Raw genomic sequence first — 13,032 nt, 5'->3', positions numbered from 1 at the left:
GGGAGCAGGGGAGCAGGGGAGCAGGGGAGCAGGGGAGCAGGGGAGCAGGGGAGCAATTCTTCTCCTCTGCCCCTCTGCCCCTCTGCCCCTCTGCCTCTTATCGATGCCCCCTGCCTCTTCGTTGAATTGACAGTCAGCGACACGGGCGTAGGTATTCCCGCTTCCGAACTGCCTCACCTGTTTGAGAGGTTCTATCAAGTCAAAGGCGCGAAGGGGCGCAGCTATGAAGGCTCAGGCATTGGCTTGTCTCTGGTGCAGGAACTCGTCAAGCGGCACGGCGGCGCGATCGCGGTTACGAGCGCAGTAGACCAAGGCACAACTTTCACCGTCACCATCCCCACCGGAACCGCCCATCTACCCGCCGACCAAATTTGGGTTGCCTCTACACTGGCATCGACGGCTGTAACTGCAAACGCTTTTGTTGAAGAAGCCTTGCGTTGGCTACCTGAAGAAAGCTCGGAGGTTCAAGCTCAGAACTCGGCTGAGTTTTCACGAGATTTGGAAAACCCCTCTCCAAACCTCTCCCCTACAAGGAGAGAGGCTTTGACTTCTCCCCCTTCCCTTGTAGGGAAGGGGGCTGGGGGGTTAGGTTTTCCGTTGGCTTTTCCAGATGACGTGAAAACTCAGCAAAGCTCAGATATTCACGCACAAAGCTCAGATATTCACGCACAAAGCTCAGATATTCACGCACAAAGCTCAGAGGTTCACGCTCAAAGCTCAGAGGTTCACGCTCAAAGCTCAGAGGTTCACGCTCAAAGCTCGGAGGTTCAAGCACAAAGCTCCAAGAGGGCGCGTATTCTCCTAGTGGATGACAACGCCGATATGCGCGGCTATCTCAGGCGGTTGTTAAACCAGTACTATGAGGTGGAAGCTGTAAATGATGGGTTAGCCGCACTGACTGCGATCCGGCGTGGTGGAAATGTCATCTATGACTTGGTGCTAGCGGATGTGATGATGCCCAGAATGGATGGATTTGAGTTGCTGCGATCGCTACGGGCTTCACCAAATACCCAGACAATCCCGATTATTTTGCTCTCTGCCCGTGCTGGCGAAGAATCACGGGTGCAAGGTTTAGAAACTGGCGCAGATGACTACTTAATTAAACCCTTCTCGGCACGGGAATTGTTAGCGCGAGTTAATGCCAACCTCCAACTGGCACAACTGCGACGCGAAGCAGTCTACCGCGAACAGGTAATGCAGGCAGTACAAACGCTCAATGAACGCTTAGAGCAACAGGTGAAAGCGCGGACGGCTCAACTAGAAGCCATCAATCAAGAACTGGAGGCGTTTTCTTCCTCTATATCCCACGACTTACGAACGCCACTACGCTACATCAGCAGCTTTGCCGAACGATTGCAAGGCAAGCTCAATGCAACCCTCGTCGATGCATCCAGTTTGCAAACTCTCAACATTATCACCAAATCTGCTCTTGAAGCAGAAAAAATGGTAGACGATCTGCTGGAATTTTCCCGCCTGGGGAAGACAGAAATTCATTTGACTACTGTTAATATCAGTCAATTGGTACAACAAGTACAAGCACAATTGCAGCCGGAACTAATCGGGCGATCGCTCCACTGGGAAATCGAGCCATTGGCAAGGGTAGAGGCTGACCCAGTACTGCTACGGCTAGTACTGCAAAATTTGCTGTCGAATGCCGTCAAGTACACGCGCAATAACACCGAAGCCGCCATCAAAATTGGTAGGATTGAGCAGGAGCAAGAAGTGATTTTCTTTATCAAAGATAATGGTGCAGGGTTCGACATGAAATACTGCGATCAATTATTTAGCATGTTTCAACGGCTGCATCCCCAGGAAGAGTTTCCTGGCACGGGAGTCGGGCTTGCCACTGCACGGCGGATTATTCATCGACATGGCGGACGCATCTGGGCAGAAGGCGCAATCGACCAAGGCGCAACGTTCTACTTTTCGCTGCCGAAACATGAGGTGTAGTTATGACAGGGCTGCGCTTTCTTTTGCTGGAAGACAATCCCCTTGATGCAGAGGTGATACATATCACCCTGACCGATGGCGGCACTGATTGTGAACTGCTCCGGGTAGAAACTCGCGCTGAGTTTGTAAAAGCATTAGAAACCAATGCGTTTGACTTGATTTTGGCAGACTATGCCTTGCCTGGTTTTGATGGCATTTCCGCCTTGGGAATTGCCCAAAACTTGTGTCCTGACACGCCCTTTATTTTCGTCTCTGGCAGTATGGGCGAAGAATTGGCGATTGAAGCGCTGAAACTGGGAGCCACCGACTATGTGCTAAAGCGCAACTTAGGGCGGTTAGTGCCTTGTGTCCAACGAGCGCTGCGAGAAGCCCAAGAAAAGCGCGATCGCCAACTTGCCGAAGCTCGCCTGCGTCAAGTTGCGGCCAAACTGCCTCATGGCGCTGTGTTCATTGTGGATCGAGATTTGCGCTACCAGCTGGCAGAAGGCGAAGCGCTAGAGTGGGTCGGTATGACTACAGAAAACTTTGTCGGCAAAACACTCTGGGAAGCCGTCGAACCCGCCCTAGCAGACAGCTACGAACCCTACTTCCGTCAAGCTCTCAATGGCGAATCATTTACCTTAGAACACAACAGCCACGATCGCTACTACATATCTCATGGCACACCCTTACGCAATGCTCACGGTGAAGTTGATGCTGTGCTGGCAATGTCCTACGACATTACCGCTCGCAAACAAATCGAAATTGCCCTCAAACAAAGTGAAGCTCGCTTTCGGTTAATGGTGGCAAGTGCAAAAGAATATGCCATTTTAACTGTTGATTCCAATGCTGCGATCACGAGTTGGAGTGCTGGTGCTGAACAATTATTCAAGTATTCAGAAGCAGAAATCATTGGCCGTGACAGTCGCTGCCTTTACAGCCCCGAAGACAACGTACAAGACCGCGCTGGGAGGGAATTGCAGAGCGCCCAAACTCAAGGACAGGCAGAAAATGAGTGCTGGCATATCCGAAAAGACGGTAGCCGCTTTTGGGGTAGTGGCTTTATTATGCCCTTACGCGATGAAGCCGACGACGTGCAAGGATTTATCAAAATCATGCGCGACGTAACCTCACAGAGGCAAGCCGATGAACGCTTGCGGTTGCTCTATGACATCACCAGCAATTTACTTGCGGTTGAGCAACCGATGACGCTGATGCACAATTTATTTAGCAAACTCTCACCCCAGCTAGGGTTGGACTATTACTACAACTACATCGTCGAGTCAAAAGACAACCACCCCAGACTGCATTTGCAAAACTATGAGGGCATTAGTCAAGAAATGGCAGAGGCGATCGAGTGGCTTGAGTTCGGTGAAGACCTTTGTGGATGGGTAGCTCAAGAACGAGTTGCTGTCGTTCTTGATCGCGCCCAAATTGCCACTCATCCTCATGCCCAAACCCACCGCCACCTGGGTGCCACCGCTTATGTCGGTCAACCGTTAATTGTCCAAGAACGGTTATTGGGAACTATCTGCTTTGCTAGCTGCACCCGGACTCGCTTTACCTCAGAAGAAATTGATTTGCTGCAATTAATGTCTGAGCAAATAGCGATCGCCCTCGACCGAGCCAACCTAATTGTTTCGATTCAGCAACAGGCAGAACAGTTGCAACGAGCTAACCAAATTAAAGACGAGTTTTTAGCGGTGCTATCTCATGAGTTGCGATCGCCCCTCAACCCGATCTTGGGCTGGTCACAACTGCTGCAAAAAGGCAAGCTCAATGCCGCCCGTCAACGCGAAGCACTACTAACGATTGAGCGCAACGCCAAACTGCAATCACAATTAATTGAAGACTTACTCGACGTTTCGCGGATTATGCAGGGCAAGCTGTCCGTAAAGGTGGCTCCCCTTAATTTAATCTCTGTTATTTCTGCTGCCCTGGAAACGGTGCGTTTAGCAGCAGAAGCAAAGAATATTAGCTTACAGATCGATCTCGATCCGCCTGCACCTATCTCTGGTGACGCTGCCCGCTTGCAGCAAGTGGTGTGGAACTTGCTTACCAATGCCGTCAAATTTACACCAAATAACGGGCAAGTAATCATTGAATTAAGGCAAATTGCAGGGCAGGCTCAGATCCGGGTGAGCGATACAGGCATTGGCATTCAACCGGAATTTCTACCACATGTGTTTGATTATTTCCGACAAGAGGATAGCTCAACGACACGCAAATTTGGTGGCTTGGGTTTGGGGCTAGCGATCGTCCGCCAAATTGTCGAACTGCACGGTGGCACAGTCAAGGCAGAAAGCTTGGGTGAGAATCAGGGCGCAACCTTTACAGTTCAAATACCGATCTTGAACCAATCAGCACAAATTGTACTTGAGCAAACCGAGGCTGAAACATCAAGCGCCCAGACTCCCTTAAGCAACCTGCAAATTTTGCTCGTGGATGATGATAAGTTTTCACGCAAGTTTGAAGCATTTTTGCTAGAACAAAATGGCGCAAAAGTGACAGCTGTTGCATCTGGGCTAGAAGCATTGCAAGTACTTGATAGTTTCATTCCCGATGTAATTGTGAGTGATATAGGTATGGTTGATATGGATGGCTACATGCTGATTCAGCAGATTCGTTTGCGCCCACCGAATCAGGGAGGAACGATTCCGGCGATCGCACTTACTGGTTATGCCACAGATATCGACCAGCAAAAAGCCTTAACTGCTGGGTTTCAAGCTCACATTACCAAGCCATTAGAACCAGAAGAGTTAGTGAGTAAGATTGTCAAGCTGCTAGAACACAACTAATACCAATTCAAAATTCGGCGTTGCAGAACAGGGGCATGAATTTAGGCAGGTGCTGCAACCACCCAAAGATTAGAGTACACCCAACAGTAATAATTTTATTCCGGCAGCAATACGGATGCTAACTAATTCAGCGGCAATTGGGAGCTTACACTTGACAGAATGCTCAGGTTCAGGTTAAGCATTTACAATGTTATTGATATTGAATAATATCATGTTCGCTTGATTACTTAATTAAATCCGAAGAACCCCACCCCGCCAAAGCTACGCTTCGTCTCCCCTCCCGAAGAGCGGGGAGGGGATTAAGGGGAGCCAGTGCGGTCTTGGGGTCTCCCCAAGTGGAGCATCTGGCGTGTGGGGTGCAATGACTGTGGAAATCATAACTAATTATGCAAACATGATATAACTTTTCTAGATTTAATTAAAAAAATTAAGTCAAAATACTTATATAAATTTACTTAGAGAGAAGTATTTTTTTGAGCAATGTTTTAGTATCAAAAAAATATGTTTATTTAATATTTATTCAAACTTTGTCTAAAAACGTGCTTGTACGCAGGTGGAATAATTTTGTCCACTGCTAGCGGCTTCTAGGCTGTATGATTATCATTTTTGTCAATACGTATGGTGTGGAGTAATAAATTACATTTTTACTACTTAGCTAGAGGTGCTATACTGTGTGAGAACAAACTCTTTAATATCACTAAAGTTGTCAATGCTTACTATCAGCTATCAATGAGGTAACTAGAAGAACCTACCACACCAATAATGTTTAAGCGATTGGGGTTATTTACCTCAACCAAAAAATTTAACTACAGACCTAGTGTATGAACTTGATGTCAGTTAAGCTATCAATAGCTTGTTTGCCAAGAAAACTAGGTAGTTAGCGGATAGTAATTTTATGCAAAAATGTTTAAATTTTGTATGGAAGCTTCAATAAAACTTACAGATGTTTTTTTAGGCTATTTCTTGGTTAGATCTATTAAATCTCTAATGATAATATTGCTATGAATGCACATAAAGGATCTGCTGTGCTCAGTTCTGCAACTTTCAAAGTGCAACCATCTACAACAGGGCTGAACGAGAATCATCGCCTGCGGCTGTTTTCGGGTTCTGCTAATATACAGCTGTCTCAAGAAGTCGCTCGTTATGTGGGCATGGACTTGGGACCAATGATTCGCAAAAGATTTGCGGATGGAGAACTTTACGTTCAAATCCAAGAATCAATTCGGGGTTGTGATGTCTATTTAATCCAGCCATGTTGTCAACCCGTCAACGATCATTTGATGGAATTATTGATTATGGTTGACGCCTGTCGTCGGGCTTCTGCGCGACAGGTAACGGCAGTAATTCCCTACTATGGCTATGCTCGTGCCGATCGCAAAACGGCAGGAAGAGAATCAATAACCGCCAAGCTAGTTGCTAACTTGATCACCGAAGCCGGTGCCAACCGCGTTCTAGCAATGGATTTACACTCGGCTCAGATTCAAGGCTATTTCGATATTCCCTTTGACCATGTTTACGGTTCGCCAGTATTGCTGGATTATCTAGCAAGCAAAGAACTGCCCGATCTTGTGGTTGTTTCCCCCGATGTTGGCGGTGTAGCGCGTGCCAGAGCATTTGCCAAAAAACTTAATGATGCCCCACTGGCAATTATTGACAAACGTCGTCAGGCACATAATGTTGCCGAAGTGTTAAATATCATCGGCGATGTTAAAGGCAAAACGGCAGTGTTAGTAGATGACATGATTGACACTGGGGGAACGATCGCAGAAGGAGCGCGATTACTGCGTGAAGAAGGAGCGCGTCAGGTATATGCCTGTGCAACTCATGCGGTATTTTCTCCACCAGCGATGGAGCGGTTGTCTAGTGGCTTGTTTGAGGAAGTTATTGTCACCAATACCATTCCCATACCAGAAAATAATCGTTTTTCACAACTAGTGGTGCTGTCAGTAGCTAATCTGTTGGGAGAAACTATCTGGCGAATTCATGAAGATACTTCAGTAAGTAGTATGTTCCGCTAACTACATTCCCGTTACAGGGATAAATTACCCACATTGACTCCTTGATCGGGTGCAGTGTGGGCTTTTGCTTTTAGTTATTACGCCAACACTAATGTCCCTTGTCGGCGAAACCCCTAATCGCTGCCCAAGACCTTTTTGATGTGCAGTAGTAAAATGGATGCAGCACTGCCAAATTAGAATGCTTTGATTAAGTTTGGACAATTTGGGTAAAGAGGACAAAAGGATGGTTGCAACTCCTAAAAACATGATTTCAGTTTTACCTCTGGAAAATGGCGATCGCTTATCTCGCTGCGAATTTGAGCGGCGCTATCAGGCAATGCCGCATTTAAGAAAAGCTGAACTGGTTGAAGGAGTTGTGTATATTATGGCATCCCCACCCAGAATTAAAAGTCATGGGGAACCACATGGAAACCTGATCGGGTGGTTGTGGAATTATAAAACGGCAACGCCTGGCCTTGTTCTGGGAATTGAACCCACAGTGCGTTTAGATCCGGATAATGAACCACAGCCTGACGCGGTACTATTTATTCCGGGCAGACAGGCATTGATTAGTGAGGATGATTATATCCAAGGCGCACCCGAACTAGTGATAGAAGTGGCAGCAAGCAGTGCAGCCATCGATTTATAGCCGTAGTCACACAGATTAGGACAGTGTTGATTGCTCAAAGTCTTGAAAAAACTGGATTTTTACTCAGCACTCAGCACTCAGCACTCAGCACTTAGCTATACATGATAAAAAACGCAGCTATCGACGGAATGGAGTACAGGAGTATATTGTCTGGCGAACATTAGATAATCAGTTGGATTGGTTTAGGCTGCAAGCAGATGAATATGTTTTGCTACCAACCGATGAGCAGGGAATTATTCGCTCTCAGGTGTTTCCGGGGTTGTGGTTGGCAATATCTGCCTTGCTGTCAGGAGAAATGGAAACGGTGTTATCTGTCCTGCAAGCAGGTTTAGCTGCCACTGAACATCAAGAGTTTATGCAAAAGTTGAATGAGAATATGGGAAAGAGGGAATAAATACAGCAGTTTTCTATAATCTCACCGATACAGCCAAACCCGGAGTAGTGAAAGCAATTGCTCAGTATCTACAGGTTTGGTGATGTAGTCAGAGGCTCCAGCTTCGATGCACTTTTCCTTGTCGCCTGGCATAGCTTTGGCAGTTAAAGCGATGATTGGTAGTGAGCGAAACTGTTGTTGCTGGCGGATGGCGCGGGTGGTTTCGTAACCATCCATTTCTGGCATCATGATATCCATCAAAACTATATTAATTTCAGGATTAGTTTGCAGCTTCTCTATACCATCTCTGCCGTTTTCGGCAAACAGCACTTGCATTTGATAACTTTCTAAAAAGCTGGTCAGGGCAAAAATATTTCGCAGGTCATCATCTACAATCAAAATTTTCCGATTAGCCAGCACCGGGTCAGTTTGATGTAGTTGCTCTAACATTTGCCGCTTTGGTGTGGGCAAATTTGCTTGCACTCGATGCAAAAACAGGGCAGTTTCGTCTAACAATCGCTCTGGCGATCGCACATTTTTAATAATAATTGTCTCAGCAAGTCCCCGCAGCTGGGTTTCTTCTTGCCGGCTGAGTTCTTTGCCGGTGTAAACAATGATCGGCAGTTTCAAAAGCCTGGGTTCAAGTTTTATCTGCTCAATTAGGGCAAACCCGCTCATATCGGGCAGACCGAGATCGAGTACCATACAATCAAAATGATGCGATCGCAAAATCGAGAGGGCTTCTGCCCCCGTACCCACTGCTGTACTCTGGACATCGCCATTACCAATCAGTTCGATAATACTTTGGGCTTGTACGGGGTCATCTTCGACAATTAGGAGATTTTTTACCTGACGCTCAATAAAGCCTTTAATCTCAGTCAATACCTGAGTTAGCGCTTCTGGAGATACAGGTTTCTGTAGATAAGTAATTGCTCCTAGCTGTAATCCCCGTTGTTGTCTTTCATCAACAGAAAGTATGTGTACTGGTATATGTCTGGTATCTGGTTTATGCTTCAGACGATCCAGCACCGTCCAACCATCCATCTCTGGCATGTGGATATCTAGCATAATCGCATTGGGTTTAAACTGTTCTGCTAGTGCTAGACCTTGTTTGCTCTGTAAAGCAACGATGGTTTTAAAGCCTTGCTGACGTGCCATATCTAGTAAGATACGGGCAAATTTATCGTCATCCTCGATAATTAACAAAATGCGATCGCCTGGTTGAATTATTTCCCGGTCATCTGGAATATCGTGGGGTAAGCTGGGAAGCACTTTTACTGATGGAGAGATGTCCACAGTTATGGGTCTGTTTTCCACCAGTGACACTTCTTTTATGGTATTTGGCTCAAGGGGTGGTGTAGTGATATTTTGCCCATGCTTTTCCTGTTGCCTGGGCAAGTAAAGGGTGAAGGTGCTTCCCTGTCCTGGTTGGCTGAGTAGTTCAATTCTCCCTCCCAACAGTTGAGCTAATTCACGGCTGATGGACAAGCCCAAGCCAGTCCCGCCGTACTTGCGGCTGGTGGTACCATCTGCTTGCTGAAATGCCTCGAAAATAACCTTCTGCTTTTCGGCTGCAATGCCTATGCCCGTGTCGCTGACGGCAAAAGCGATCGTGGAATTATCAACTTGGAATATTTGTAACTTCACGCCTCCCTCTTCTGTAAATTTAAAGGCGTTAGCTAGGAGATTTTTTAGCACTTGTTGCAGACGTTTGGAGTCGTTATAAATTGTCGGTGGTAAGTTCTTGTCCCGTTCAATAGTAAAACTGAGTTCTTTATTGTGGGCAACTTGCCGGAAAGTCTGCTCTAGAGATGTCTCCAAATCTGCAAGAGCAATTTGCTCAATATTAAGCGACATAGTACCCGACTCAATTTTTGCTAAATCTAGAATGTCATTGATTAATTCCAGCAAATCAGTTCCAGCCGAGTAAATAGTTCGGCTGTACTCTACCTGTTTGTCGGTCAAGTTGTTGAGAGAGTTATCTGCTAGTAGCCTTGCTAAAATTAACAGGCTATTTAGCGGTGTCCGTAGTTCGTGGGACATATTCGCCAGAAATTCTGACTTATATTTGGAAGATAAGGCCAGTTGTTCAGCTTTTTCTTCAAAAGACTTCCTCGCCCGCTCAACTTCCTGGTTTTTGCGAGCCACTTCTCGATTTTGAACTTCTAATAATTCTGCCTTCTCTTCTAGCTCCTCATTTAGTTGTTGCAATTCTTCGTTAGATTGCTTAACAAGAAATTGTGATTCCTCCAACTCGTGCGCCTGTTCTTCCAAGCGTTGATTGCTTTGCTGTAGTTCTTCTTGCTGGGTTTGCAGTTCTTCTGTTAAAGCAACAGACTCTTCGAGTAGTTGCTGGGTTTGGAATTGTGAGGCGATGTTATTTAAAAATACACCTAGATTTTCACTCAATTGTTCTAGAAATGTCAGGTGTAACTCACTAAATGACCCAAAAGAGGCAAGTTCAATTACAGCATTTACCTGCCCCTCAAATAGTATGGGCAACACAATAATATTTAGCGGTGGTGCTTCTCCCAAGCCGGAACTGATGCGGATATAGTCACTGGGAACTTTTGTGAGGAGGATTCTTTGTTTTTCTAGGGCGCATTGTCCCACTAATCCCTCACCCAAACGAAACTGATTTGCTAAGTTTTTCCGCTCTTTATAAGCATAACCACTCAGCAACTTCAGCACAGGCTGGTCGTCTATGGAGTCCATCACATAAAAAACGCCCTGTGATGCTCCAACTAGTGGTGCTAAATTCGACAAGATTAGATTAGAAACGCTTTCCAGATTTCGCTGCCCTTGGAGCATCTGGGTAAATTCAGCTAAGTTAGATTTGAGCCAGTTTTGCTCCTCATTTTTTTGAGTTGTGTTTCGCAGATTAACGATCATCTGGTTAAAGGTGCGCGTCAACACGCCAATTTCATCTTGGCGATCGCTATTTGGTAAACTTACCGATAAATTCCCATCCGCCATTTTTTCTGCCAAATCAGAGACTTGCTTCAGCGGTACTGAGATATGTCTGGTCAGTGTGAATCCGATTAAAGCTAAGAGCAAAGAAAAGAAGGGAATACTATAGACAATACTGGCGAGCGTTTGCCGACCAGCTGCTTGTGCCTTCTCAGAGCGCTGTTTTAGCAGTGCATTCTCCTCTTTTTTCATCGCCTGGAGAACTTTCTGAATATTATCCATCAGCTGCTTACCCTGGTCTGTCAAAATAGCTTTCTGAGAAGCTTCTAAACCCTGGCTTTGGCGTAGCTCTACGACTTCTTTCATTACAGCCATTCTCTCGGTTAGTAGTGGCTGCAAAATATCAAGCCGATTTTGTTGATTGGGGTTATCTGCCGTTAATCTTTGAAGCTCCCTAACTTTTTGATTCAGTACTTGAATGGCAGCGTTATAAGGTTCTAAATAGCGCTTTTCTCCAGTAATAATGTAACCGCGTTGCCCAGTCTCAGCATTTGTCAGTTGCAAGTTGAGGTCTTCAAGCTTACTTAACACTTGGTAAGTATGGCTTTCTTTACCCGAAGTTTCAATTAGCTCATTGGTACTTTGGTAGGAGATTAGACCAATGGTGGTCAGAGTTGCCAAACTCAAAGCAAAACTTACTCCAATCTTGGTTCCAATCTTCAAACGGTTAAACATTATTCCAAACAGGTATTCAAATTATTTCTGTTTTTGAGACTATTTTGATTATGTTTCGGCTATCCCAAATCAATGGAGGATATTTAATTTATGTTAGAATATGCACAGTTTTTTGCATACCAACATTTTTCCCAATGTAACGTTAGTTTAAATAATAATATTTTTATTGAAAACTTTGATAAGTTTATTAACAAAATATTTGATAGTATAACTTAATAAGCAACTACCTAATTTTGTAATTAAATCTCGCCGGGAATAATTAATAAATTATGCTGAAATTATAATTTTATTAACTACTAATTTTTACCACAAAATGATATTTTTTAAAATTATTTTGTGAAGTTCAAAGTTCTTTGAACTTCACAAAAAGGCTGGATAGTAAAATTAAACAGCCGAATAGTAAAAATTAAATTAATGAAAACACAATTTATTTAAATACTAAAATATAGTGGCTTTTGCGGTTGGACATAACATCTATGCCATTGTACATCAATCTACAGAGCAATCGTAACCTTGGGGATTGCAAGCAGCATTCATTCCACATGAAAGTTAAGATTTCAAAACACAACCTATATCCATAGAAGTATATAATTTATAGTACAATTGTATTGCTTGGACGATAAATTATTAGTAATATGCACAATAATGATGTGTCGTAAAAACTATTAATTTTAACTTGAGGATTAACTAGAAGTTGGTAATTACCTGGCGATCGCTTCTAGCTACATCAAGCTCGGATTGACTATAAATACTAAAATGTTGAATCTTGTTACTCTCTAAAATAGCTCTGGCGCCTGCTACATAGATATCAGTACCTTTGAGTACTAATAAGTAATGACCAAGAGTCAAATGATGCTCATAATCTCTAGCTAACTCATCAGAAATTCCTAAAGAAGTATATTTATTTTGGAAACTGCTGATGTCTACTTCAGATATCTCACTTAGGTTACTTGTATTTTTAGCAACTACTGATACTTGACTCATTGGGAAGCCAGCAGTTCTCAGTTCAGTAAGCGCTTTTTCTGCGTCTTGACGCCGATAAAAAACGCCAAGCGCGTGTTTATAACGATTATTTGGGGTCGAGTATGGTTCAAAGACTCCCCATTGTTGAATATCACGGCGATTAAAAATCCTCTTGGCAAGACGAATTTCTATGTCTATACCGGTTACTATCACCAAATAGTAACCCTTACAGACAAGATCGCTATAACCCTGTGCTTGCTTCTCAGAAATTCCTAAACTTAGGAACAAAGCAGACAAACCACCTGTTAAAGTGGTAGCGATCGCAGTTACTTCCGCTCCGGCTAAGATTACTGGCCCTATACCAGGAATTACCAAGAGGACTAGATCGACTGATAAACTAGTAAGACCGCCTAAGGCATCACTAGTAACGGCTCCAGCAGTATCCTCCTCAGAGGATGTATTGCCAGTGTTTTCGATGATTTCAACACCAGCAATATCAGTTTTTTCTTCTGTATTCCGTGCAATAACAGAAACTTTATGCATTGGGAAATTAGAAGCTTTTAGTTCTTGAAGTACCAATTGTGCATCGGAATACCCAGCGAAAACTCCTATAGTTCTTCGCTCTTTTTCTAATGTCATTTTACTGGTTTATTGCAGTTAGAAGTGATTCCCAAAATT

Annotated in this window: 5 protein-coding genes and 1 pseudogene; 4 read left to right on the top strand and 2 right to left on the bottom strand. The window is 44.4% G+C overall.

The window, feature by feature from the left end; genetic code table 11:
- The 4 genes and pseudogenes from RMY27_RS25815 to RMY27_RS35615 form a co-directional block, all read left to right on the top strand.
- Positions 1 to 1,950: ATP-binding protein (locus RMY27_RS25815; protein ID WP_322667722.1), on the top strand; the 1,950-nt coding region annotated here is incomplete at its 5' end.
- Between the two features lie 2 nt (positions 1,951 to 1,952).
- Positions 1,953 to 4,727, top strand: a complete 2,775-nt coding sequence (locus tag RMY27_RS25810; RefSeq protein ID WP_322667721.1) for a response regulator — start codon at positions 1,953 to 1,955, stop codon at positions 4,725 to 4,727.
- A gap of 1,001 nt (positions 4,728 to 5,728) precedes the next feature.
- Complete coding sequence (locus tag RMY27_RS25805) at positions 5,729 to 6,745, top strand: ribose-phosphate pyrophosphokinase (protein WP_322667720.1); 1,017 nt, start codon at positions 5,729 to 5,731, stop codon at positions 6,743 to 6,745.
- Positions 6,746 to 6,968: 223 nt separating this feature from the next.
- Positions 6,969 to 7,767 (top strand): annotated as a pseudogene (locus RMY27_RS35615) (Uma2 family endonuclease).
- A gap of 21 nt (positions 7,768 to 7,788) precedes the next feature.
- Here RMY27_RS35615 and RMY27_RS25790 read toward each other — a convergent pair.
- Positions 7,789 to 11,391: a response regulator gene (locus RMY27_RS25790; RefSeq protein ID WP_322667719.1), complete on the bottom strand. Its 3,603-nt coding sequence runs from the start codon at positions 11,389 to 11,391 to the stop codon at positions 7,789 to 7,791.
- Positions 11,392 to 12,078: 687 nt separating this feature from the next.
- Positions 12,079 to 12,993, bottom strand: a complete 915-nt coding sequence (locus RMY27_RS25785; RefSeq protein ID WP_322667718.1) for a hypothetical protein — start codon at positions 12,991 to 12,993, stop codon at positions 12,079 to 12,081.
- Positions 12,994 to 13,032: the final 39 nt, after the last annotated feature.

This window comes from Nostoc sp. DedQUE09, from assembly GCF_034530915.1.
GTDB lineage: Bacteria > Cyanobacteriota > Cyanobacteriia > Cyanobacteriales > Nostocaceae > Nostoc.
Note: the sequence above shows the minus strand (reverse complement) of the source record. Positions and strands in the feature narration are given on the sequence as shown.

What these genes read in the sequence shown, in the direction of transcription:
- RMY27_RS25810 (WP_322667721.1), top strand. Translation starts at nt 1,953, where the DNA reads ATGACAGGGCTGCGCTTTCTTTTGCTGGAAGACAATCCCCTTGATGCA.
- RMY27_RS25805 (WP_322667720.1), top strand. Translation starts at nt 5,729, where the DNA reads ATGAATGCACATAAAGGATCTGCTGTGCTCAGTTCTGCAACTTTCAAA.
- RMY27_RS25790 (WP_322667719.1), bottom strand. Translation starts at nt 11,391, where the DNA reads ATGTTTAACCGTTTGAAGATTGGAACCAAGATTGGAGTAAGTTTTGCT.
- RMY27_RS25785 (WP_322667718.1), bottom strand. Translation starts at nt 12,993, where the DNA reads ATGACATTAGAAAAAGAGCGAAGAACTATAGGAGTTTTCGCTGGGTAT.